The following is a 25,339-nucleotide window of genomic DNA, read 5'->3' as shown; positions in this document are numbered from 1 at the left end:
CAAATAAGATAAATTTCTGCATGATTAAAGGTAATATTTTATGAGTTTTGCTAAGAAGTTTTCTCTAACATTTTTGGCTAATTTAATTATGATAGTGGCTGGGGTGTTGAATTATATAGTGATTGTAAGAACAACAGGCGCCCAAGGTCAGGGGTTGTTTACTTTAGTTATTACTAGTTTAACTATGGCGATGGTACTTTTGGGGGGAGGGGCGCTACTTGAGACAAATAGATATTTGGCCAATAAGTATAAACAAAAACTGCACATTTTATTTTCTACTACACTAACTTTCATTTTTGGCATAATAGTATTTTTGCTGTTATGGTGGATATTTTTTAGGACTTTTCCTTTTGATTTTTTTATGAATAAAAATTTAGCTTGTTTTACTCTACTGACTATTCCATTTTTCATTATACAAGAAGCAAGCAAAGGGATGCTTTGGGGATTAGGAAAAATTAATAAGCATAATCTCATTAATATATTTAGATATGTATCCCTTTTAATCTCAAATGTTATAGTACTTGTGTTTTTACAAAAAACAATAGAGGTGGCAATTTTAGGTATGTTAGTTACTGTAGTTGTTGGCGCTATTATATCAATTCTTTTTGTATTTAAAGAACTTGGTTATTTTAATTTTGTGCTTGAAAAAGATTTATTTTTAAAATTAATAAAGACTGGGTGGCGTACATTTGTAATTAGTATTTTATTCATTCTTTCGATTAGAATAGATGTTTATATAATTAAGTTTCTTTCGACTACTTCAGAAGTCGGATATTACTCAGTGGTAGCCTTAATTGCCAATATGGTTAGTATTAGCCCTATGATTAGTGGTTTTTTGCTTTTTAATAGAGCTACAGATGGTTCAGGAAAGAGTATAAAAGATACGGCAAAGTTGAGCCGGATTTGTATAGCATATTCACTTTGTGTCTCTTTAGTTTTGTTATTATTGGGAAAACATCTAATTATATTTTTGTTGGGTGAGGAATTTATTAAATCATATATTTGTCTTATTTATTATTTACCAGCGTTAATTTTTCAGAATTTATTTTTTGTAATATCTATGTATATTTGCGGTAGTGAAGGGTTTCCTGTATTTAATATTCTATCCATAGGTATATCTTTAATTATTAATATTTGGTTAAACCTTGTCTTAATTCCAATATTAGGAATTAACGGTGCTGCTATTTCTGCTTCAGTTGCTATTGTAATTAAGACTATTATGAATATCTATTATTTTAATTTAAAGGCAAAGCTAAAATTAAGTCAAATTTTGTTTTTAAAGAAGCAGGATTTAATTGATTTAACTCAAAAATTCGGGCTTAGGTTAACATGATGAAAAGGATATCCAATATAATTTTAATCAGGCCGCCATTAAATAAGTTAGACAACAATGCGATCAGCGATGTAAGTGTTTTTTTTCCTCCGAATGGTCTGTTTTTGTTGGCGTCAGTGTTAAAACGCTGTGACTATAATGTAACAGTGCAGGATATGTATGAGAATAGTTGGTTTGATATACAAAGATTCTTTCAGGACAAGCAATTTGATGTCGTGGGCATAACTTGTTTTACTGGTCAACATTTAAATAGCTTAAAATTAGCTAAGCTAGCAAAGGAAAATATAGATCCTAGTCCATTGGTGGTGTTAGGAGGGCCGCATCCCAGCGCAAAAGGCATAGATGAACAGATACTTTCTCATTATCCTCAGATAGATTATATTGTAAGAGGTGAGGGAGAAGAAACGCTTATAGAATTATTTGATGGGATTAATCAAGGCGTAGATTTGATGACCGTAAAGGGAATAACTTTTAGACTAAACAAGAGAATTGTAAGAACATCAGATAGAGCAGTTATTAAGAATTTGGATTTATTACCTTTGCCAGACTATTCCAATTTTGATTTTAGTAAAGTAGAAAGCAAATGCGACGATATGGTTAGTATAACGGATGATAATAAGCAAGCACGTTTTTTGCCCATCATTAGCTCCAGAGGTTGTCCGAACAAATGCCAGTTTTGTGCAATTTTTATGGGAAGGCAAGTACGCTTTAGATCTCCGGAAAATGTAGTTGATGAAATAGAGCAGTTATACAGAATGAAAAAAGTGGTTCATTTTACTTTCGTAGATGACTGTTTTAATACTTCTTTAGCCCGAGCTGAAAAAATTTGCCAATTGATAATAGAACGTAAGTTTCCCATAACTTGGACAGCCATGGTTAGGGTAAAGCCGATTAGTGAGAATTTTTTTCAATTGGCCAAGGACTCAGGCTGCCTTATGTTGGCATTTGGAGTTGAATCCGGTTCTAAAAAGATTTTAGAGACCATAGGTAAAAATATAAATCTGGACGATTTTATATATGCAATTGAGATGGCAAAAAAAATAGGCATTAAGGTAGCTGCCTTATTCATGGTAGGTAATCCCGGTGAAACAAAAGAGACTATAGATGAGACCATTAGTTTAATAAAAAAGACTAGGCCTAAACGTGTGGTTGTTTCGCCTACATTAATTTTTCCTAATAGTGAATTATATTATCTAGCAATAAAACAAGGCATACTCGATGAAGAGTATTGGTTAAATAATAGCAAATTGCCATATTATACAGCAGAGCATAGCTTAGATGAGCTGAGATACTTCAGATTTAGAATTATTTTTTACCATTGCCTATTTGAGAAAAAGGTGTCTATGGTAATAAAGTTAGGCATCTTGATTTTGGGATATAGGTTTGTTAAGCTATTTAATTTGCAAATAAGCCAAGTAAGAGATTTTCTTCTTAAGATTCCAATCGCTAGTTCAATTTTAAAGAGTTTAAAGTCAGACTATATAGAATAGGTTTTGTTTATGTTAAAGAGCATATGTTGAAATTAGATACAAGAAAAACAAAGATTATTATATTATGTGGTGGTTTTGGCAGGCGTCTTAAGCACTCTACTTCAAATTTACCGAAACCTCTAGTACGTTTTCGGAATAAATCTATATTGCAGCATATAATAGAATTTTATATCAGTAAAGATTTCCGTAATTTTATTCTATGTACTGGATATAAAGGCAGGAAAATTGAAGAATTTGTCAAAAATCACCGTTTTGATGCTGAGATAGAGATTTCCGATGCTGGAGAATCTACGAGCATGTTAAGACGTATTTATCTAGCCAAAGATCTAATAGAAAAAAGAGCAATAGTAACTTATGGTGATACGTTTATTAATATTGATCCTTATAAGATGATGTTTCAACATAGGAAAAGCAAGGCAGGCATTACTATAACCGTTGCTGATATACGTAGTCCATTTGGTTTGGTTGAGTTAGCTAGCAGTAATTGCGTAGACTCTTTCGAAGAAAAACCAACTTTTTCTTACTATATTGGTCATATGATAATTGAAAAAAAGATATTAAATAAGTTAGAAAAAAAGCTTTTGACTATGCCTGACGGTGAAGGTCTAATTGCTTTATTTCAGAAATTAATACAGAAGAAAAAATTAAATGCCTTCAAACATAAAGGGCTACAACTTACTTTTAATACTTTCTATGAGAAAGAAAAGGTACATAGGGAACTTATAAAATTCTTTACCCAACAGGAAAGGTGATTATGAAAATTTTAAAAAACACGAAGGTCTTGATTACAGGTGGAGGAGGCTTCATCGCATCACATTTAACTAAAAGATTATTAGAAGAAGGGGCAAAAATATTTGTTCTTACAAAGTATGGCTGTGTAATTGATAATATACGCTTGGTAAATATCTGGGACAAAGTTAAGATTATCGAATCTGATTTACGAAATCCTGATTCGCTTAAAAAAGTAAAGTTAATTAAGCCAGATATTATTTATCATTTTGCTGCCTATAACCATGTTGGCGATAGCTTCGATAACGTTTCAGAGGCAATTGATGTTAATTCTAAGGGAACAGTCAATCTTTTAGATGCGTACGAAGATTACAAGAGGTTTATCTACATTTCGTCTTCTGAAATTTATGGACATCAAAGCTCAGTACCTTTTCATGAAGAACTTAAACCCAGCCCTATATCTCCTTATGCAGTAGGTAAGTATTCAGGCGAATTATATGCAAGAATGAAATATCTAGTATACAAAAGGCCCATTGTAATACTTAGGCCATTCAATGCCTTTGGTCCTTTTCAGAGTCCACGCGCTATAATTGCCGAGATTATAATAAAGTGCTTAAAAGGAGAGGATATAGTAACTACTGAAGGCATTCAGACGAGAGACTTTAATTATGTTGAAAATTTAATTGACGGTTTTCTTTTGGCTAGTTCTGTGAAAAAAGCAGTAGGAGAAATTATCAATATTGGTTCAGGTAAGGAAATATCAATAAAGGAACTTGTTAAAAAAATTCATAAGTTGGCAGACTCTAAATCTAAGTTATGTATAGGTAAAATGCCTTATCGACCTACGGAGATTTGGCGTATGGCAGCTTCCAATAAAAAAGCCAGTAAATTATTGGGGTGGAGGCAAAAAATTTCATTTGAAGAAGGTTTGTTAAGGACTATCAATTGGTATCAAAAGTTTAAGTATTTATTCGAAGACAAAAATTCACCACTTTTTCAACTATGCCAAAAGAAAATAATTTAAATAAGCTTAGAAAGAAAAGGGTCTTAATCACTGGTGGAAAAGGATTCTTGGGGCAAAGTCTTATTCCCCAATTAAGAAAGTTGTGTAAAAAAGTCTATCTTTACAACGATGATATAAGAGATATCAGCAATTTCAAAAAGAAAAGCGATATAGTTTTCCACCTAGCTGGTTTTAATAAGATTGACTCTAAGCATAAAACAAATTCGCTTTTTGACGTAAATGTTAATGGCACTATGGCAGTAATGCACTATTGTTATCGAGTTGGCGCAAGCTGTATCTTTGCTTCGTCCTCAGCAGTTTATAAGCCAACTCTAGGAAAGATTAGGCTTAGTGAAAGCTCTGATACTAATCCAGTAACATTATATGGGATAAGTAAAATATTGGCAGAAAAAGTTTGCAGACATTATTCACAAAGTTTTAAGGTACCCGTTATTTCCATTAGAATCTTTAATATGTATGGACCGGGGCAGCGCTTGTCATTTATCACACCATATATTTTTCAGAAACTTAAAAGTACTAACTCTATTTTATTAAAATCGCCTCAGGCAGTGAGAGATTTTGTCTATATATCAGATGTAGTTAGGGCTTTTATTCTTTCTTGTAAGATCGATTTTAATAACTTTTTACCTTTAAATATTGGCACTGGCGTTGGCTTAAGCATTAATAATTTTGTAAAGTTATTTGCTTCGCGATTAAAAGTTAAAAAGTATCAAATTAATAAAGTTAACCATGAAAGTCCAAAAAAAGATTATGTTGTCGCTGATATTAAAAAGGCAAAAGAGGTTTTAGGCTGGAAGCCACAAATTACAATTGAAAAAGGCCTGGATTCAATCATAGCTTCTGGGCAGCTCAATAAATACAACTTTGGTATTCGATAATTCTTTCAGTAAGCCAAAAATTTTTGTTAAAAATGCATAATGAGAAATTAGCCATTATTATTCCCACTAAAGATAGGCCGGATAAATTAAATCAACTTTTAAAGAGTATATCTCAACAGGATATTAAGCCTTCTCAGGTTATTATAATTGATGGCAGTATTCTCTCAATCACAGGTGTTTTAAAAGAATTCCCCGATTTAGAGATTGATTACATAAAAGCAATAGGCTCTTTAACAACTAAAAGAAATATTGGCATAAAGAAGTTAAAAGATGAAATTACGCTAGTGATATTTTTTGATGACGACATTATATTAGAGAAGGATAGTTTTAGGAAAATGTTAGATTTTTGGCTGGGTACATCTGAGAATACAGCTGGGGCATCATTTAACATTATAAGCCAAATTTGCAGAAAGCCATCACTGTTAGAAAAAGTTTTTGTAGTTAACACAGATATACCAGGCAAGATTTTGCGTTCTGGATTTCAGACAAAATTTTATTCCTTGGATAAGACTAGAGAAGTAAATTGGCTTTTTGGCGGAGCTACAGTATGGAGGAAGTGGCTTTTTGAAAAGTTGCAGTTTGATGAGAGATTTTCTGACTATGGTTTGTTTGAGGATGTTGATTTCAGTTATCGAGCGGGAAAGGAATATAGATTATTTGTTGTAGCTGATGCGAAGGTTAGACATAATTCTGAATCTGAAAAGATTGATGAAAGCTTTAAGTTTGGCAAAATGCAATTCGAGAACAGGCTTTATTTTGTTAAGAAGAATCCAGAGTTATCTATTCCGCTTTGCTATTGGGCGCTTTCGGGACTTTTCCTTAATAATATCCTAAAAGGTATAGTGGGCAGAGATAGTAGATATATTAACAGGGCTAAAGGCAATATAGCTGGATTTATTAGCAATTTAACAGAGCTTTTTCATCAGCGAGAAAGATGTCAAAGAGCGAAAATATAATTTGCCTGTCCAGTATTGATTGGGATTTTATCTGGCAGGTCTACCATGTTTTTAAAAAAAGCATAAATGAAGATAGCTTGATCAATTAAGGAAAAGGGGTGATAGAGGTGTTTAAGAAATTAGTTTTTGTAATTTTAGCCTGTTTTATTTTCTTTATAATGATAGAGATTTTATTGCGCGTTTATGTATGGCGCAAAACTGGTAATAGCGAGTATTTGAGGTATGCTATAGAAATAACAAAAATGCCTAAAAAAGATTATATGGCAAAGGAACACAAAATCACAAGTAGGAAAGTAAATTATGGTAGTTATTATAAGTTCACACCAGGCAAATATGAAATGCTAAGTTTGCCATTTTCTTATACTATTAATTCCCTAGGATTTAGGGGTTATGAATTTTCTACAACAAAATCAAAGGACATTAAGAGAATTTTTGCTCTCGGTTGCTCAACAACCTTTGGTTTGGGCGTAGTTGATAACCAAACCTACCCTTATTATTTGAATGAACTGTTGAAAAACTCAGGAAGAAAATATGAGGTAATAAATTGCGGCCTGCCCACCGCTTTAACGTATCATATTTATGAATTATTTAGCAATGAAATTATTAATTATGAACCCGATATAATTATAATATCTGAATCAATAAATGACGCACTTTTTGTTACTCCCCAGATAAAAAACTTTTGGTATAAGCTGCATAGTTCCTTATATTATAGGTCAATGCTCTATACACTTTTACTCGAAAAATATTCGGCATTAAAACGCAATGACTCTAGACCATTCTTTATTTTTTATAATAAAAGTATACCACATTATTATAAGTATTATCTTGAACGCATAATTAAGTTGGCTAAAGAGAAAGGTATAAAGGTGATTTTGTTTAATGAACCAATGTTATCTGATGTTAATTTCCCTAACGATTTGGATAAATTAGAAATTATGTATCGAGATACTTTCGATAGTTCTATCAGCCCTTTGATAAAACAGCGTTATTACAATAAACAAATGGAGATAATTGCGAAAGAGAATAATATAGATTTTATTGATGCTGCGAAGCTTATCGAGGAGAAGCCACATTTATTCTTAGATATTGTTCACCTTAGTGCTGAAGGCAATGAGTTATTAGCAAAGCTTATTGCAAAAGTAATAATGGAAGGTAAATAAAAGGATAGAGACCTATGCTCAAAGGTGAGAATATAATTTGTATATCAAGCATTGATTGGGATTTCATTTGGCAGGGGCACCAGGAGATTATGTCAACTTTAGCCGCCAACGGCAATAAAGTTCTTTTTATTGAGAATACCGGAGTACGTCCGCCTGGGATAAAGGATATTTCCAGAATCAGACAAAGAATTAAAAACTGGTTCAAAGGTATAAAGGGAATTAGACAAGAAAGAGAAAATCTTTATATATATTCACCTTTAGTTTTGCCGTTTCCTTATTCTCGAATTGCAAGATTTATTAACCGTCATCTGATTTTGCCTGTTTTAGATAAATGGATGAAGATAATGAATTTCAATAGTCCCATCGTGTGGACATTTTTGCCTACGCCCTTAAGTCTAGACATAATTGATAACCTTAATAAGAAAATTCTTATTTATTATTGTATTGACAGTTTTACAGTTAGCTCAGTTTCGGCTAAAAAAATTAGAAAATCTGAGAAGGCCCTTTTAAGAAAAGCTGATTTAGTATTTGTAACCTCAACTCATCTTTTTAATTATTGTTCCAGATATAGCGATAAGGTCTATAAATTTCCTTTTGCCGTAAATTTTGAAAAGTTTGAAAAGGCACGCTCTGATAATGTCTACTCCTTAGATGAACTAAAAGGTATTAAAAGGCCGATTATAGGTTATGTAGGAGGGATTCATAAGTGGATTGATCAAAAATTGGTCAGAGACTTAGCTTGGGAGTTTCCAGACTATTCGTTTGTTTTTGTCGGACCCATACAAACAAAGATATCGACATTGACACATTTAAAGAATATTTATTTTTTGGGAAAAAAAGATCACAATAAACTACCTTTTCTTATAAAGAATTTTGATGTATGTATTATTCCTTACCTAATCGCCGATTATACTAAAAATGTTTACCCGACTAAATTGAATGAATATCATGCAATGGGTAAGTTCGTTGTTTCAACAGATTTGCCGGAGATTGAGGAATTCAATGCTGAATTCGATAAGCTAGTCTTAGTAGGAAAAACAAGTGAGGAATTTGCTAATTGCATTTCCAAAGCAGTTAACAATAAAGACAGCGGCCAGATAAATAAACGAATAACCTCTGCCAGCAAGAATAGTTGGACTCAAAGGATAGCCCAGATGAGTAATTTACTAGAAGATATTTTAAAGAAAGGACTCAAGACTTCAGTTGATTGGCAGAGGAGCCTGCTTACATTTTATAAGACAGCACGAAAAAGGGCTCTAAGTTTAGGCCTTGCTATCTTGTTTACTTATCTATTTATATTTTACACTCCTTTAGTTTGGTTTTGCGCAAGGCCATTGATGATTTCTGATGCCTTCCAGAAGGCTGACGCTATAGTTGTTTTTGCTGGTGGCGTGGGAGAATCAGGAATGGCTGGACAGGGATATCAAGAGCGGGTTCAGCATGCAGTCAGATTATACAGAAAAGGATATGCTAATCATTTGATATTTTCTTCAGGTTATACCTATATATTTCATGAACCACAGGTCATGAAGGCCTTAGCTGTATCCTTGGGTATGCCAGAAGGACGCATAATCTTAGAAGATAAAGCAAAAAATACATATGAGAATGTATTGTTTACAGGAGAGATTCTAGAAAGAAATGACTGGAAGGAAATTCTTTTAATCAGTTCTCCCTATCATATGCGCCGCGTTTCACTGGTATTTAGAAAAAATGCACCAGACACAGAAGTACTATATACACCAATAACCAAGAGTCTGTTCTATAGTCATGGCATTAATCAGGAAGGCAAAAAAGTTCTAAAACAGATAAGCCTTCAGCAGCTAAAAGGCATTTTGCATGAGTATCTAGGAATAATTTACTATTATTTTCAAGGCTATATTTAGCTTAAGGCAAGATAAATGGGAATGAAGATTACCCTTATAGAGCCGCCGATTACCACAGACGATTTGGTTGGCAAAACAAGGAGCATGAAGTCAGTGGTTAATGTTATCCCTTCATTGGGTCTTGCTTATTTGGCAGCTACTCTGGAGGAGGAGGGCTATGATGTTAAGATAATTGATTGCAGTATTAGAATTTCGCATTCAGAATTGATTGGACTATTGATGCGAGAGAGGCCAGATGTAATTGGCATTACTGGTACAACTCCGGTTTTTGAGAGCGTAAAGAAAGTGGCTGAGAATATTAAAGTGTCATTGCCAGACGCAATAATTGTTGTAGGCGGGCCTCATCTTACTGCTATGTCAAAAGAGACGATGGAATGCCCTTATTTTGATGTTGGAGTTATGAGAGAGGGCGAGGTTACTTTTTTAGAGCTAATAAAGAGAATTCAAAATAAGGGACTCACTGATCTTAGAGACATAAATGGGATTGTATATAAAGAAAATGGTAAGGTAATAGAAACCAGGCCTAGAGAATTCGTAACAGATTTAGATTCTTTATCTTTTCCAGCTAGGCACTTATTGCCGCCGCTTGAAGCTTATAAACCCACGCCAGCCTCATATAGAAGATTACCTTTAGGCGTACTAATAACTACAAGAGGATGTCCTTCAAGATGCACTTTCTGCGACCGCGGTGTATTTGGCAGTAGCTATAGAGAGCGTACCCCAGATAATATAATCGCAGAGATAGAAGAGTTAATATTTAAATTTGGTGCCAGAGAATTAAGATTTTTTGATGACACCTTTACCTTAAATGAGAAAAGGGTCTTAGAAATATGTGCAAAGTTCAAAGAGAAGAAAATTAAGATACCCTGGACTTGTCTGACTAAAGTAACTGCGATTTCCGAAGGTTTACTAAAAGCAATGAAGCAGGCTGGTTGTTGGCAAGTTCTATATGGTTTGGAATCTGGCGATGCGAGGATGTTGAAAGCACTTAATAAAGGAAATACTGTTGAGCAAAATGAGAGAGCAGTTAAGTTGGCCCATAGAGCTGGATTGAGTGTCCGCGCCGATTTTATTGTTGGCACCCCAGGAGAAACTATGGAGAGCTTAAGGCGCACTTTAGATTTCGCTATTAAGTTAAGGCTCGATTATGCACATTTTAATAAGTTTGTTCCTCTGCCTGGAACAGAGCTTTACCTGACACTCCTAAAGAGAGGCTATGAATTTGATTTTAGCAAAGGTTGCAGTATCCTAGATCATTCTGCAATAATGTTTACTCCAGAATCCATGACTAAGGAAGAATTTAAAGAATTTTTAGATTTTGCCAATAGGGCATTCTACCTTCGATCATCTTACATTTTGAAAAGGTTAGTATCCATAAGATCCTTTACGGAGTTAAAAGGGCAGATAAGGGGATTTTTTGCTATATATAATTTATAGAAACAATTATAAATAATACATTCTGGAAATTTAGTTGCATTTGTTTAATTATGGTAGACTCAAATAAAAAAGTTAATTTTTTAGTTGTTTTGCGTTCTGGATTTCGACGCCGTTTTCTTGTTCTTTTCCGGCCACGCTATGTGAATAATTCTTTATCGATGCGCAAAGGAGAATGCAAAAAATGCGGCCGCTGTTGCCTTCTAAATAAGTCATGGTGTAGACATTTTAAAGGTGGAAGATGCCAAGTCTATGAGAGGCAGCCTTTTTTCTGCAAGGTCTATCCTATAGACCCTAAAGATAAAAGTATGTCAGGAGTTGCTCGAGAAGATTGCGGTTATTATTGGAGTGAAGATGGGAAAGAATAACAATGAAAGTATCTCCATAATTTTACCTACTTACAACGAAGCAGAAAATATAACTGATCTTATTTGCGAGATAGAACTTTATATTAAAAATAATATTGGCGTTAGTCCTGAATTTATTGTAGTTGATGATGATTCTCCAGATAGGACTTGGGAGATAGCGCAGAATTATTTTGATGCTAATGATAATGTTAAGGTAATTCGCAGGGTAAATCAGAAAGGATTGGCATCTGCAATATGGACAGGGATTCAAGCTGCAAAAGGCAATCTTGTGGCGTGGATGGATTGTGATTTTTCAATGCCTCCGTTTAAGCTTGTTGAATTAATTAATAAGGTACATGAGGGTTATGATATCTGTGTAGGCTCTCGGTTCATTAAAGGTGGTAAGGATATAAGGGGGCCAGTTGATTCCTGGATAGCAGTGATTTTAAGCCGAGCAATGAATTCTTCTATATCCTTTCTTTTAGGAAGTTCTTTTAAAGACTATACAAGTGGATTTGTTGTAGCAAGGAGGGAGATTTTTGAAAAAATAAAATTCCAAGGATATTATGGCGAATATTTTATCGATTTTATCTTTAAGGCACGTCAATATGGCTATAAGATTATCGAGATTCCATATTATTGCGCACCAAGAAGAAGCGGGATTTCAAAAACAGGCAGTAACATGATGGACTATATTAGTAAAGGTTGGAAATATATATTGCTGACGTTACGATTGAAATTTCGCAAAAATTAATTTTTAACTATTTTTTATAATTAAGTCATGAATTTTAAGAATAGAAATGTATTAGTAACTGGTGGAGCAGGATTCATTGGCTCAAGTATAGTCAGAGAGCTTTTGAAAGAGAAGGCCAAGGTAATAGTTTATGATAACTTCTTAAGTGGAGATATATCCAATCTTCAAGATCTGGGAAGTCCCATAGATATTATTAAAGGAGATATTTTAGATAAAGGATTAACTAGAATTTTGAAAGCGAAAAGAATAGAATATGTCTTTAATTTAGCTGCTGAACCTTATATCCCACATTGTTATTATCGACCTCAGAAATTCTTTGAGGTTAACGCTAATGGTGCATTAAATGTCTTGTTGGCTTGTAGGGATGCTAAAGTAAAAAGGATATTACAGTATTCGACCTCTGAAGTTTACGGAACAGCTCAATATATCCCCATGGATGAGGATCATCCTACAAGGCCTCTTTCTACATATGCTGTAAGTAAATTAGCTGCCGACAGACTATGTTATACCTTACATCATGAACAAGGTATTCCTGTAATTATTTTAAGGCAATTTAATGTCTACGGACCAAGAGAGACTCAGCCTTACATTATCCCTGAAATAATAACTCAGTTAGCTAAGGGCCCTGAATTAAAATTAGGTAATATAACAGCAAGGAGAGATTTGACCTATGTCCTTGATGCTGCACAGGGTGCCATAGCATTGATGAAATGTCGAGAAGCTGAGGGTGAAGTTGTAAATCTCGGGACAGGAAAGGATTGGAGCGTTGAAGCGATGGCAAAAACTTGTACTCGTTTAATGGGATATGAGAAAGCAAAGATTGTTATCGAGAAGACTCGCTTAAGGCCTTTAGATGTTAGCAGATTACAATGTAATTATTCTAAGATCCAAAAACTGACAGGATGGAGGCCGAAGGTATCTCTTAAAGAGGGCTTGGCAAGCACTATAGAACACTTTAAGGAGATGGGTAATAAGTGGATATGGGAAACTAAGATTGCCGCTGAGGAAAAGATTTGGCGCAAGTAATAAGAGAAAAATGCTGAAAGAAGCAAGGCTTAGCCAATATTATTTAAAAAGAATAAAGGATATAATTCCTCGCAAGGATCCTAAGTTATTAGCTTCAAAAAAGATGTCTGGAATAATCCCGGTCTGCGAGCCTTGTTTAAGTGATAAGGAATTAAAATATGCAAAAGAATGCATTAAGGCAAATTGGATTTCCTCTGCGGGCAAGAAATATATCCGCGAATTCGAAGATAGATTTGCTAAGCTTTGCGGAGTTAAGTATGCTACCTCTTGCACTAGTGGTACAGCGGCATTGCATTTAGCCTTAGCTTCTTTGGGTATTAAAAAGGGTGATGAGGTTATTATCCCTACTTTTGCTATGATAGCGGTGGCGAGTGCGGTTGTCTATTTAGAGGCAAAACCAATATTAGTCGATATTGAACCGCTAACTTACAATATCGACCCGACTAAAATCGAGGAAAAGATTACAAAGAGGACAAAAGCAATTATAATTGTTCATACCTATGGTCATCCTGCACAAATGGATGAGATTAAAAGAATCGCCAAAAGATATAAACTCTATTTGATTGAGGATGCTGCTGAGGCACACGGCGCTAAATATAAAGGCAGAAGAATAGGCGGTATCGGGGATGTGGGTTGCTTTAGTTTCTATGCAAACAAGATAATAACCACTGGAGAAGGGGGCATGTTGACAACGAACAATGCTAGAATTGTTAAGATGGCTCAAATATTGAAAAATCATGCCTTTTCGAAAGAGAGACATTTTTGGCATAAATACTTAGGCTATAATTATAGGTTAACTGGTCTTGCGGCTAGTATTGGTTTGGCTCAACTTGAAAACTTCGATAAACTTCTAAAAGCCCGAATTAGAAACGCTAAGTATTATAGTTCATTGCTTAAGAATGTTAAGGGAATTACTCTTCCCATAGAAAAGAAAGAGGTAAAAAACGTATTTTGGATGTATTCTATTTTGATAGAAGATGATTTTGGTCTAACCCGAGATGATCTAAGATATTGTCTGGCTAAAAAAGGCATTGAGACTAGGACATTTTTTATCCCAATCCATCTACAGCCAATATATTTTAAACTATATAGGAGGGAAAGATTTCCAGTTAGCGAAGAGCTATCTCGCAAGGGGATGTATCTGCCATCTTCTTCGAATCTGAAAAAGAAAGAAATTGACTATATTGTTGGGGCTATCAAGGATTGTCAGAAGAAGCGCCAGCATAAAATAAAGATTTGATCAATGAGATTTGATTATAATAATAGAAAAGTTTTGATTAGTATTTTTTTCATAGCACTTATTGTGCGTCTGTTTGCTTTAGTCGTAGTTGAGCCAGTCTCTGCTCCTATGACTTGGGAGTATGAAGAGATAGCCAATAATATATTAGAAGGCAAAGGATTATTTTGGACATTTTATAATACACCCTACAGATCAACATATATGGTCTTGTATCCGCTTTTATGTAGTTTTGTGTATGCGCTTACTAATCATAGCTACCTAGCTTTAAAGATTTTGCAAATCATTATTTCTTTAATTACTCTATTTTTGGTATATAGAATATCTTTTAGACTTTTTGATCAGAGAGTAGCTTTATTGTCATTGTTCTTGGCTGGTTTTCATCCCGGTTTGATTTTTTATTCTGTAAGATTGCACTCATTAACATTGGATACTTTTCTTTTTACACTACAATTCTTTTTATTTTTAAAAATCTTAGAAAGAAAAAGTATAGATAGATTCTCTTTACTTTTTGGGATAACTTTTGGACCGGCCTTACTTAGTCGCTCTACAATAGCTCCATTCTTATTTGTTGTTTTGCTTTTCATTTTTTTGAAGCTGCGAGATGATAAAGCGTTATGCGTCAGGGTGATCACACTCATATTGATTAGCATAACAGTAGTTTTGCTTCCATTGTGGGTTAGAAATTATATTGTCTTTGATAGAGTTGTAATATCGCCTAATGATTCAGCTCTTGCATTTTGGTTAGGTTACAATGAAGATGCAACCGGAACAAATAAGACCTTAAATGGAGATTTTATATTTGAAATTGCTCCGCAAGAATTTCGTAAGACTATTTTAAGTATGGATGAATTTGGCCAAAAGGAATATTTTTATAAACAGGGATTAGAGTTTATTAAACAGCACCCTTTAGAGTCATTGGTTTTATATTTTAAAAAAATAAAATATTTCTGGTGGTTTACTCCGACACAAGGCCTCGAGTATCCGAAAGTTTATTTTGATATTTACAAATTTTACTGGATATTTATCTTGGCATTTTTTATTCTTGGAATTTATCAAAAGTTTGCAACAGGATTAACTTCTCAAAGTATCAAATATGGTACGATTTCAGTGGTTTTATTTTTAGTAACGTTAACTTTAGTACATGCCCTTTATAATTTAGATGGAAGGCATAGGTGGGCCGTGGAATCTTTTGTATTAATTTTTGCTGCCAATGGAATAAATTTTTTGCTGAAAAAAAAGGAGCAGAGAAGATGAAGATCTTAGATGAAAAGGGAAAGCTATTCGGAAAGATAAACGTTATAGATTTCTCAGTAATATTTTTATTGATTTTCCTTTTGCCTATCTCTTATTTTGCTTACAAGGTATACACTAAGGAATATAAAATGTGGGGCGAAAGCGTTGAGGCAGATTTCCACTGTTTGTTTGTAATGTTAGAACCCGAAGTAGCAAAGAGTCTTTCAGTTGGAGATGCTGAGTTTGATAAGGATGGAAAGCCTATAGCCCAGATAATAAGTCTAGAGGAGATTAAGCCTTATTTTTATGAGATTAAGTTAAGTGAGGAAGAGGCGATAACTATAAAAGATTCAAACTTAAAACAGATCTCTGCGAAACTCAGGCTGAGGGCAGAAACTAGATTGGATGGCAATCTATATTATAAAAATAGCCGGTTATTTTCCAATCCTTTTTTTGAGTTTAATACTGATAAATATACAGCAACCTTTATGTTCAAGCAACAAGGTGGATTGGAAGAGAGAACATTGTATTTGGATATTACACTAAAAGATTTAAACGAAAATACACTTAAATTAGTTTGCGTTGGGGATAAGGTTTTAGATAGAAATGGCGAGGTGTTAGCTGAGATTTTAGAGATTGGCAAACCTCAAATCGGCTATATTAATATCAATGCGAAGAGCGGAGATTTTTTAATAGTTCAGGATGAGCAGATAAAGCAAATACCAGTAAAGATAAGAATGAGATGTCAAGTAGACAATAATGGCAATCTTTATTTTGAAGGTAAGAGAGTGGGGCGCGACACACATTTTGAGTTTGTAACAGATAAATATAAAGCAAAGGCGATATTAGGTATTGCCTATTTTGAAGAAAAGTGGTTGACACTGCGTATTAAATGTTCAGGGATTATTCAAGAGGTGGCTAATGTAGCAAGAGAAGGAGATATTGAAAAAGATAATTTTGGTAAGACCATAGGCAGAATTCGTTCGATTTTTGATGTAAAGACTTCGACAGTAGCAGTAGCGAAATTCGATGGGAAAGAGTTTGCCTATGTTGAAAATCCACTTTATTTTGATGTAAAGACTTCGACAGTAGCAGTAGCGAAATTCGATGGGAAAGAGTTTGCCTATGTTGAAAATCCACTTTATAAAGATTTTATTTTATCGGTAGATGTGCTAGCCTTGAAAAAAAATGAAAAATATTATTATAAAGATTTTCCGATCTTGATAGGTAATACTATTACATTAAACACAAGTTTATATAGCGTTCGAGGTAATATTATTGATTTTGCAGTAAAAAATTAAATGAAATCACAAAGCTTTATCATGATTCGATCTTGGTGGGGAGGAGATCTTAAAGGTATCAGAGAAAACTTCTTTGCGGAAATTTAAAATGGAGGGATAAAAATGAAGATTATAGATGAAAAAGGAAGGCTATTTGAAAAGATAAACATTATAGATTTTTTAGTAGCTGCCTTTTTGTTATTACTCATTCCAATATATTATTTTGTACATAGAGTTTCTACTGTAGAGACTCCTAAGATAGAATACCTAGAACATTTAGAGACAGTGCTATTAACGTTGAGGGTTGAGGAGTTAGATCCAGATGTAGGTAAACTTGTAAAGGAAGGGGATATACAGATACAAATTGTAAAGAATCAGTGGTTAGAACTTGAGGCTAACAGGCCTGCAGTTAAAATAGTTAAAATTATTTCAAATACACCGACCCAAATTGCCAAAGTTGTGGGAGATGGAAAAGTTTTGAGTGTCATAGATGGTTCTGGAAAAAGGGATTTAATTTTGCAACTTGAAGTGATAAGCGATCGTAAAAATACTGGTTATTTCTTTGAGAATAAGCTGCTGAAAATTGGAAGCACTTTTACGTTTTCTCCAGATTTCTATAGTTTCTACGGAACTATAATCGGTTTAGAAAAAAAGGATATTGAATGAAAAGTTTTTTAGAAACAAGCATTTCGATATATGTATTTAAACGTCTTTCTTTATTTTTAAATCGCAACAAACAGATATGGAGAGAGATCTATGACGCTAGTCAGATACACAAGATAATAAGCCACTTTTGGAATTGTTTAAAGACTTGCTTCAAACATAGCTTTTTAGGAAAGATTACTGAACCTTCAGGTAGGAGATATGCGGTTTTAGATAATAGCAGAATTCTGCAGTTCATAAATTATAATTATAGGTCTTGCAGGATGAGAATAGTTAATTCTTACAATAGTGTCAAAACTATAAGCTTGGTAGGAGAAGCTAAAAATATATTTTACTTCGCTCCAATTAAGAGTTGTAGTATCGTTACTATTTCCTTAATTGCGGTAAATATATTTTTAGCATTTCTCCTAAAGCGGCAAATTAGCTTTGTTGGCCTGATTATCCGGCTGGCGTTTTTACTGTTAGCAATAGCCGGCCTTTTTTCTAAAGCAAAATTTGATAATATCAATCAAAGCAGTTCATTTTTGAAATGGTTAAAAAAATCAAAGTCTTAAGAATAATTGCGAGGCTTAATATCGGCGGACCAGCCAGACATACTATTTTACTTACGGAAGGTCTTAATAATGATAAGTTTGACTCAGTTTTAGTATCAGGTGTTGTTGATAGTTATGAAGGCGATATGACTTATCTGGCAAACGAGAAAGATGTAAAGCCAATTATTATACCTGAACTTGGTCGAAAGATAAGCCTTAGAAATGATTTGATCTCTTTTTATAAACTTTTTCAAATAATAAAGAAGGAACAACCAGATATAATCCACACCCATACTGCTAAAGCAGGCACCTTGGGACGTCTTGCTGCTCTTTTATACAAGTTTACACAGAATCCAAGGCGCAAGAGGAAAAAGTCGAGACTCGTTCATACTTTCCACGGCCACGTTTTGCACAGCTATTTTGCAGGATTTAAGACTCGGATTTTTATTTTGGTTGAGCACATTTTAGCCAGATTTACAGATAGAATTATTGCTGTTAGCAATGAAGTCAAAAATGAACTTATTAAATTGAAAATCGGAGATTTCAAAAAAATAATAGTAATTCCATTAGGTTTAGACCTGGACAAATTATTTAGTATCCCTGAAAGTCGTAATAATTCCCAGGTCAATGTAGGTATTATTGGCAGGTTAGTCCCAATAAAAAATCATTATATGTTCATTAAGGCAATAAAACTTTTAACAAATTGTAAACCTCAAGGCACAGACTACAAATTCATTATTGCTGGCGATGGAGAATTGAGAGAAAGTTTAAAGAGCAATTCGCGCAAATTAGGAGTTGAGAGGTTTATAGAATTCATAGGCTGGCAAAACAATTTAGTAGATTTATATTCAAATTTAGATATTGTCGTCTTGACATCTTTGAACGAAGGAACCCCCGTAAGTTTAATCGAGGCCATGGCCTCTGCTAGGCCAGTAGTTGCCACTAAAGTCGGAGGGGTTAAGGACTTAGTTAATGAGGAAAGAGGTTTTTTGGTTGAGTCAAATGATGTTGATGCTTTTGCCTGCGCCTTAAGAAAACTTATTGATGAGCAAGGTTTAAGGATACGATTGGGCCAATCAGGCCGTGAGTTTGTTAAAGAGAGATTCAATAAGACGCGCTTAATTAATGATATTGTAGGTTTGTATGAGGAATTATTATATAGAAAGGAGTAAAGAACAATGAGATATTTAGTTACTGGTGGTGCTGGTTTCATCGGGTCGCATTTAGCTGAAGTATTATTAAAGCGTAATAATCATGTGACTATTTTAGATGATTTTTCTACGGGTAGGATGGAAAATATTTCTCACTTAGAGAAAAATGAAAATTTTCAGATTGTAAGAGGCAGCATTCAAGACGAAGAGCTAGTTGATAAATTAGCTGAAAAAGTTGATTCCGTATTTCATCTAGCAGCTGCAGTTGGTGTTGAGCTCATTATAAAGAAGCCATTTGAGTCTTTGACTACGAATATTAAGGGCACGGAGGTTGTTTTAGAGGCCAGTTGTCGCTATAATAGAAAGCTACTAATTACTTCTACTTCAGAGATTTATGGTAAAAATGCAAACGGGCCGCTAAAAGAAGGTGATGATAGAATCTTGGGTTCGCCCTTAAAGAGCCGCTGGAGTTACTCGACTTCAAAGGCAGTTGATGAAATACTCTCATATATTTATTTTAAGGTTAGGGGTTTACCTACAATAATTGTAAGGCTATTTAATACTGTTGGTCCACGCCAATCTGGAACCTACGGTATGGTTGTGCCCAGATTTATACGACAGGCATTGAAGGAAGAACCTATTACAATATATGGTGATGGCAGGCAATCGCGTTGTTTTCTGCATGTTAGAGATGCTGTGCAGGCTATGATAAAATTAATGGAAAAGGAAGAGGCTGTTGGAGAGGTTTTCAATTTGGGCAGCCAAGAAGAAGTAAGTATCGAAAACTTAGCAAAAAAAATTATTGAAATTACAAAGAGTAAATCAGGCCTTGTTTATATACCTTATGATGAGGCTTATGAGGAAGGCTTTGAAGATATGCCGCGTAGAGTTCCGGATATCAACAAGATCCATAAATTGATTAATTTCAAGCCAACCAAGAATTTAGAAGGCATTATTGAAGATGTCATAAGATATCATAAGAAAAATCTTAGTTAGAGCCAAGATACCCTAAAGCAAACTATGGATTATGACAGAGGTGGCAGGCAGAAGGAGATTTATAGTGAATCAGATGTAATTTCTGTTTGTTGTCCATTTTGCAATATTAATAAATATAGACAGATATACCAAGAAAGAGGCACATTGGCTATTGTGAAGTGCCTGGGTTGCGGGCTTTTATACGTGAATCCTAGATTAAAAGAGCCGGAAAAGATTTACTGGGGTGAGGCAGATAAATATTTTAAAGAGGCAAGATTAATTTTTGAAGGCAAGAGCAGGCATCATCGAGACCAAAATTATATCCAGGATCTAAAGTTGATTTACAAATATAAGCCATCAGGGAACTTTTTGGATGTAGGAACGAATATGGGATTTTTCTTAAGGAATGCAAAAGGGTGGAGTTGGAATCTTTATGGCGTAGAACCATCTTCTTCTCTGTCTGAGATAGCAAGAAAGTATTTCAGCTTGAATGTAAAAACAGCCTTTCTGCAGGATGCTGGATTTAAGAATTCATTCTTCGATGTAGTAACGATGACTGATGTTTTTGAGCATTTATCTGAACCGGGTGAGGTCCTAGAAGAGGTTAAAAGAATATTAAAACCCGATGGTATTCTCTTTATTAAGGTCCCTAATGGACTATTTAATCTTTTTAAATATTATTGTGCGAAGACTACAAATAGGTTAAAGAATTATGATATATTTGATTCCTACGAACATGTTGTTCATTATTCTCAAAAAACCCTAAAGCTTATGCTTGATAAGTTTGGCTTTAAGGTAATTAGGGTCTGTATTGGCAGGCCCATCCAAGTTCCTGTATGGCATAATTATGTGGGGCATTACTATCAATATCCAACTCCTTGGATGCTTGATTGTAAGAGACAATTTGCAAGAATCACACTCTATTTATTGTCTCTGATTGAATATAGAATTAGGTTAAATAGAGTAGGTTATCTTGCTCCGAATATTGTTGTTATTGCAAAAAAGAGTAGTTAAATACAGTATTTTCCAAGAGAAATTTTTTTGGAGGGAATGTTGACTGATTTGCTGTTAAAAGATACTTATATCTTTCTGATTGTTTTTGGAGTTTCGTTAATGCTAACGCGGCTTGTGCGTTCTTTTGCTATTAAATATAAATTAGTGTCCAGGCCAAAAGATAACCGTTTTCACAGAAAGGTTACTGCTCTTCTAGGCGGGGTAGGCATCTTCTTGGCTTTTTTTATCGGCATTGTTATCTTTATGCCTTTGACTAAAACTACATGGGTCTTTCTTTCAGGCGCAGTATTTATCTTTTTTTGGGGACTAACAGATGATTTTCGACCCATGAAGCCTCAACTAAAGTTGCTAGGTCAGATTATTGCAAGTTGCATTATAATCTTTTTTGGAATTTCTTTTGATCTACCGCATTATCGATTACTGTCTTATGTATTGACAATATTTTGGATTGTTGGCATTACGAATGCATTCAATCTATTAGACAATATGGATGGTCTAGCTGCTGGTACAGCAGCAATCTGCTCGTCAATGATATTTGTTACTTCCTTGATGTTAAATAAGGATGGCATAGGTGTTATTGCCCTTATACTTGCAGCCAGTGCTTTGGGTTTCTTGCCCTATAATTTTAATCCAGCCAAAATTTATATGGGCGATTCAGGGAGTATGTTTTTCGGCTTTAGTTTAGCTGTTATTTCATTAATAGGTTCTAGCCAGCATGTTTCTAGCGTTATAGTTACTTTAGCTGTTCCTTTTTTAATCCTTGCAGTGCCGATATTTGATACATTATTTGTTATTATCTTGAGAAATGTTAGAGGTAAGGCTTTTTGGGAGGGAGGCAGAGATCATACCTCTCATCATTTAGTTTCTTTAGGTTTATCTGAAAGGAAGACCGTCATTCTTTTATATTGTTTAAGCATTCTATTCGGTACCATTGCTTTATTGTATACAAAGATTAATCTAGGTATTGTTTCTATTTTTGCGATCTTGACAGTTATAGTTATACTTTTCTTCGGGATATTTCTTGCTGATGTAAAAACCTACAGGAAAGAGGAAGATTTAGAGAGGGCGCGTAAGCAAAAACAGAGGGGCAATAACGTCGTTTTAAACACTGTGTTGCTGTATAAGCGAAATGCCTTAGAGGTTATTGTCGATTTAGTTTTAATTTGTGTAGCGTATTATTCTGCCTATCTATTGAAATATGACGGTAATATTCCCAATCCAGTTTTTACTATTATAAGTAGAAGCCTGCCATTGATTGTTACTATAAAATTAACTAGCTTTTTTGTTTTTGGTTTATATACAAGGGTTTGGCCTTATATAAGTATCCATGATGCAATTTCCGTATTTAAGGCAGTTAGCTTAAGTTCTTTGCTGAGCATAGTTTCTGTGACCTTTTTGTTTAGATTTGTTGATTATTCACGCGCTGTGTTTATTTTAGATTTACTTATTTTACTCTTTCTTGTTATAGGAATCAGAGTAGTCACGCCAATCTTAAGTGAATATTTCTTTGCCTCTCGCCGTAAGGAGAAAAAGATACTTATTTTTGGGGCAGGTAATACGGGTGAGATGTTATTGAGGGAGATTAAAAGGAATAATTTATTAAATTATAATCCAATAGGTTTTATAGATGATAATAAGGTAAAGGTCGGCAAGAAAATTCACGGCATCAAGGTTCTAGGAACGAGACAGGTCTTGGGGAAAGTTATAAAAATGAAAGGCATTGGTGAAATTTTTCTTGCTATACCGTCGCTTCCTGAAAGCGATTTGAAAGAAATTACCACCATCTGTAGCATAAATGGCTGTCGTTTACGAAAAATGGGCGGCATGCTGGATTTCAGTGAGAATTATGAGATTAAATAGAGAATATTCAATTTTAGTTTGCGATATTGTAATGGAGTATGCTTTATATGGCTTGATTTTTTTCTTGCCCATATCCAAGGCATTCATAGAAATCTTTGCCAGCTTAGCCATACTTGCCTTTATTGTTAAAAAGATCATTTCCAAAAGTTTTGTTGTACATACTCCACTAAATAAATTCATCTTTGTTTATCTAGCCGTATGTATTCTTTCTATCATTTTTAGTACAAACGTCCAAATAAGTGCGAGGGCTTTTTTCTTTAAGCTGCTTGAAAATGTTTTGATATTTTTTATAGTTGCTGAGACTATAAATAGTAAGAAAAAGATGAATATTATCTTGATAGTCTTGATGTTTTCGGCTGCCTTGATTTGCGCCGATGGCATATTTCAATTTTTTACACACATTGATTTCTTGCGTCATCGCCCATGGCCATACGGAGCCAAGCCTTTTACTTTACATATTAAGGGACCTTTTGCGAGTTCAAATGATTTTGCTGCATATTTGGCGCCTCTAGCTATTCTTTCTTTGAGCTTATTCTTTCACAGATTCAAAAAATTGTCAGCTAGAATATTCTCAAAATTTTTTCCAATACTTTTATTAATCTGTTTATTTATGTCGTTGTCAAGAGGCGCATGGGTTGGTTTATTCATGGGAGTATTCTTCCTTGGGTTTTTTGTTAATAAAAAATCATTTCTTAAATTTATATTATCTATGCTAATCGCTTTTATTTTGCTTTGGCAATTTTTACCTCAAGACAAGTGGAACGAGATAAATAGATTTAACCTTGCAGGGCCAGGTGGTCGGGATCGCAGAATTTTAAGTAAGATAAGCTTGGAGATGTTTAGCGGCAGGCCAATGTTTGGTCTAGGTTTAGGTACGTATATGTATAATTTTGAAAGATTCAACTATGATAAGAAGGCCTATCGTTGGGGTGCAAGCTATGCGCACAACTGCTATTTACAGATGGCAGCCGAGACTGGTTTATTTGGCCTTTTCTCATTCTTATTACTTTTGATAATTTTATTTTATAAATCAATTAAACGCTTGAAGAAAATTGAATTGGGTTTTGGTAGAAGTTTAAGCGTTGGGCTCCTTGCTGCTTTGTTTACTTATTTGATTCATAGTATTTTTGATACTAATTTATATAATTTAGACATAGGCATGCTATTTTGGTATCTTTTGGGTCTAAGTCAGGCCAATATAAATTATCAGATAAAAATTAACGATAAGATCTAAGAGGGGTTTAATTATGAAGATTCTTGTTACAGGCGGTGCTGGTTTTGTTGGTTCGCATTTGGTTGATAGGTTAGTACGGGAAGGGCATAAGGTAATAGTCTTTGATAATCTTGATGAGCAGGTGCATCAAGGCAAGAAGCTCGATTATCTTAATCCTAAAGCCGAATATATTATAGGTGACGTAAGGGATAGAGATGCCTTTAGAAAGGTATTAGTTGGTTCTGATATTGTATTTCACGAAGCAGCTGTAGTTGGCGTGGGCCAATCTATGTATAAAATTTCCCATTATATAGATTCCAATACTTTAGGCACAGCCAATCTTTTAGATATTTTAGTCAATGAGAAGAATAACGTAAGAAAACTTATCATCGCTAGTTCAATGAGTATTTACGGTGAAGGTGCCTATAGTTGTAATAAATGCGGAGATTTTATCCCTGATTTAAGAAGCGAGGCACAGCTTGCCAAAGGCGATTGGCAAATGCATTGCTTACAATGCAACGAGATCGCAAAGCCAATACCAACAAAAGAAGGCAAGCTACTTTTATCTACATCTATTTACGCCTTCTCTAAACTACACCAGGAGCAGCTAAGTTTACTTATCGGGAAGACATACAAAATACCTACAGTAGCCTTAAGGTATTTTAATATCTATGGTCCGAGGCAGGCTCTTTCAAATCCATATACCGGTGTATGTGCAATATTTTCAGCACGCATAAAGAATAGCAACCGGCCAATTATCTATGAAGACGGTCTACAATCAAGGGATTTTATCCATGTGAATGACATCGTTGATGCTAATATCCTGGCAATGACTAATTCAAATGCTGATTATAAATCTTTTAATGTTGGCAGCGGTAAGCCAACTTCTATTCTTGATATCGCTAAGATCCTTATCAGACTTCACGATAAAAATATGGAGCCAGATGTTGTTAATAAATATAGAAAGGGCGATATCAGACATTGTTTTGCCGATATCTCTGCAATAGGGGCTTTAGGGTTTTCTCCTAACGTAAGTTTCGAGCAGGGGATGCGTGATTTAGTAGAGTGGTCAAAGACAGTTTCTGCTGAGGATAGAATTGAGATTGCAACCAGAGAATTAGAAGAGAAGGGTCTGACTTCGACATAATTTTTAAAAGGAA

At 34.4% G+C, this 25,339-nt stretch carries 23 protein-coding genes; all 23 read left to right on the top strand.

Translation table 11 applies throughout. The features are described from left to right. Window positions 1-40 precede the first annotated feature (40 nt). Entirely contained in the window at window positions 41-1,333 is a 1,293-nt protein-coding gene (locus KJ593_06105; protein ID MBU2541454.1) for an oligosaccharide flippase family protein, read from the top strand. Continuing rightward, the gene (locus KJ593_06100) at window positions 1,330-2,823 is read left to right on the top strand and encodes a B12-binding domain-containing radical SAM protein (protein MBU2541453.1); all 1,494 of its coding nucleotides are present in this window, start codon (window positions 1,330-1,332) and stop codon (window positions 2,821-2,823) included. The genes KJ593_06105 and KJ593_06100 overlap by 4 nt, the downstream gene beginning before the upstream one ends. Before the next feature lie 23 nt (window positions 2,824-2,846). Then, window positions 2,847-3,575, top strand: a complete 729-nt coding sequence (locus KJ593_06095) for a nucleotidyltransferase family protein (protein MBU2541452.1) — start codon at window positions 2,847-2,849, stop codon at window positions 3,573-3,575. 2 nt (window positions 3,576-3,577) lie between these two features. Beyond that, on the top strand, window positions 3,578-4,576 hold the full coding sequence (locus tag KJ593_06090; protein MBU2541451.1) for a GDP-mannose 4,6-dehydratase: 999 nt from the start codon (window positions 3,578-3,580) through the stop codon (window positions 4,574-4,576). Continuing rightward, complete coding sequence (locus KJ593_06085) at window positions 4,555-5,454, top strand: NAD(P)-dependent oxidoreductase (GenBank protein MBU2541450.1); 900 nt, start codon at window positions 4,555-4,557, stop codon at window positions 5,452-5,454. The genes KJ593_06090 and KJ593_06085 overlap by 22 nt, the downstream gene beginning before the upstream one ends. A gap of 32 nt (window positions 5,455-5,486) precedes the next feature. Next, the gene (locus KJ593_06080) at window positions 5,487-6,410 is read left to right on the top strand and encodes a glycosyltransferase (protein ID MBU2541449.1); all 924 of its coding nucleotides are present in this window, start codon (window positions 5,487-5,489) and stop codon (window positions 6,408-6,410) included. Between the two features lie 107 nt (window positions 6,411-6,517). Then, window positions 6,518-7,573, top strand: coding sequence for an SGNH/GDSL hydrolase family protein (locus KJ593_06075; protein ID MBU2541448.1), 1,056 nt, complete (start codon window positions 6,518-6,520; stop codon window positions 7,571-7,573). Between the two features lie 14 nt (window positions 7,574-7,587). Then, window positions 7,588-9,456: a YdcF family protein gene (locus KJ593_06070; GenBank protein ID MBU2541447.1), complete on the top strand. Its 1,869-nt coding sequence runs from the start codon at window positions 7,588-7,590 to the stop codon at window positions 9,454-9,456. 15 nt (window positions 9,457-9,471) lie between these two features. Beyond that, window positions 9,472-10,893 (top strand): B12-binding domain-containing radical SAM protein, encoded by a 1,422-nt coding sequence (locus KJ593_06065; GenBank protein ID MBU2541446.1) that lies wholly within the window; start codon window positions 9,472-9,474, stop codon window positions 10,891-10,893. Window positions 10,894-10,943: 50 nt separating this feature from the next. Beyond that, complete coding sequence (locus tag KJ593_06060) at window positions 10,944-11,258, top strand: hypothetical protein (GenBank protein ID MBU2541445.1); 315 nt, start codon at window positions 10,944-10,946, stop codon at window positions 11,256-11,258. After that, a complete protein-coding gene (locus KJ593_06055; protein MBU2541444.1) occupies window positions 11,245-11,991 on the top strand; it encodes a glycosyltransferase in 747 nt (248 codons plus the stop codon). Before KJ593_06060 ends, KJ593_06055 begins: the two co-directional genes overlap by 14 nt. A 27-nt stretch (window positions 11,992-12,018) precedes the next feature. Continuing rightward, window positions 12,019-13,017: a GDP-mannose 4,6-dehydratase gene (locus KJ593_06050; GenBank protein ID MBU2541443.1), complete on the top strand. Its 999-nt coding sequence runs from the start codon at window positions 12,019-12,021 to the stop codon at window positions 13,015-13,017. 10 nt (window positions 13,018-13,027) lie between these two features. Further along, window positions 13,028-14,257: a DegT/DnrJ/EryC1/StrS family aminotransferase gene (locus KJ593_06045; protein ID MBU2541442.1), complete on the top strand. Its 1,230-nt coding sequence runs from the start codon at window positions 13,028-13,030 to the stop codon at window positions 14,255-14,257. A gap of 3 nt (window positions 14,258-14,260) precedes the next feature. Beyond that, a complete protein-coding gene (locus KJ593_06040; GenBank protein ID MBU2541441.1) occupies window positions 14,261-15,511 on the top strand; it encodes a glycosyltransferase family 39 protein in 1,251 nt (416 codons plus the stop codon). Continuing rightward, window positions 15,508-16,791 (top strand): DUF4330 domain-containing protein, encoded by a 1,284-nt coding sequence (locus KJ593_06035; GenBank protein MBU2541440.1) that lies wholly within the window; start codon window positions 15,508-15,510, stop codon window positions 16,789-16,791. The genes KJ593_06040 and KJ593_06035 overlap by 4 nt, the downstream gene beginning before the upstream one ends. Window positions 16,792-16,893: 102 nt before the next feature. Then, window positions 16,894-17,436 (top strand): DUF4330 domain-containing protein, encoded by a 543-nt coding sequence (locus KJ593_06030; protein ID MBU2541439.1) that lies wholly within the window; start codon window positions 16,894-16,896, stop codon window positions 17,434-17,436. Then, a complete protein-coding gene (locus KJ593_06025; protein MBU2541438.1) occupies window positions 17,433-17,987 on the top strand; it encodes a hypothetical protein in 555 nt (184 codons plus the stop codon). The genes KJ593_06030 and KJ593_06025 overlap by 4 nt, the downstream gene beginning before the upstream one ends. Then, on the top strand, window positions 17,963-19,138 hold the full coding sequence (locus KJ593_06020; protein MBU2541437.1) for a glycosyltransferase family 4 protein: 1,176 nt from the start codon (window positions 17,963-17,965) through the stop codon (window positions 19,136-19,138). Before KJ593_06025 ends, KJ593_06020 begins: the two co-directional genes overlap by 25 nt. Before the next feature lie 6 nt (window positions 19,139-19,144). Further along, on the top strand, window positions 19,145-20,113 hold the full coding sequence (locus KJ593_06015; GenBank protein MBU2541436.1) for a GDP-mannose 4,6-dehydratase: 969 nt from the start codon (window positions 19,145-19,147) through the stop codon (window positions 20,111-20,113). 24 nt (window positions 20,114-20,137) lie between these two features. After that, window positions 20,138-21,106 carry a class I SAM-dependent methyltransferase gene (locus tag KJ593_06010; protein ID MBU2541435.1) on the top strand — a complete coding sequence of 323 codons (969 nt, stop codon included), beginning with the start codon at window positions 20,138-20,140 and terminating at the stop codon, window positions 21,104-21,106. A 36-nt stretch (window positions 21,107-21,142) separates the two neighbouring features. Continuing rightward, window positions 21,143-22,966: a hypothetical protein gene (locus KJ593_06005; GenBank protein MBU2541434.1), complete on the top strand. Its 1,824-nt coding sequence runs from the start codon at window positions 21,143-21,145 to the stop codon at window positions 22,964-22,966. Continuing rightward, a complete protein-coding gene (locus tag KJ593_06000; GenBank protein ID MBU2541433.1) occupies window positions 22,953-24,200 on the top strand; it encodes an O-antigen ligase family protein in 1,248 nt (415 codons plus the stop codon). Before KJ593_06005 ends, KJ593_06000 begins: the two co-directional genes overlap by 14 nt. A gap of 10 nt (window positions 24,201-24,210) precedes the next feature. After that, window positions 24,211-25,326 carry an SDR family NAD(P)-dependent oxidoreductase gene (locus KJ593_05995; protein ID MBU2541432.1) on the top strand — a complete coding sequence of 372 codons (1,116 nt, stop codon included), beginning with the start codon at window positions 24,211-24,213 and terminating at the stop codon, window positions 25,324-25,326. The last annotated feature ends 13 nt before the right edge of the window (window positions 25,327-25,339 follow it).

Source organism: Candidatus Omnitrophota bacterium (assembly GCA_018830005.1).
Lineage (GTDB): Bacteria > Omnitrophota > Gorgyraeia > JAHJTE01 > JAHJTE01 > JAHJTE01.
This window is presented reverse-complemented; position numbering and strand designations above follow the sequence as displayed.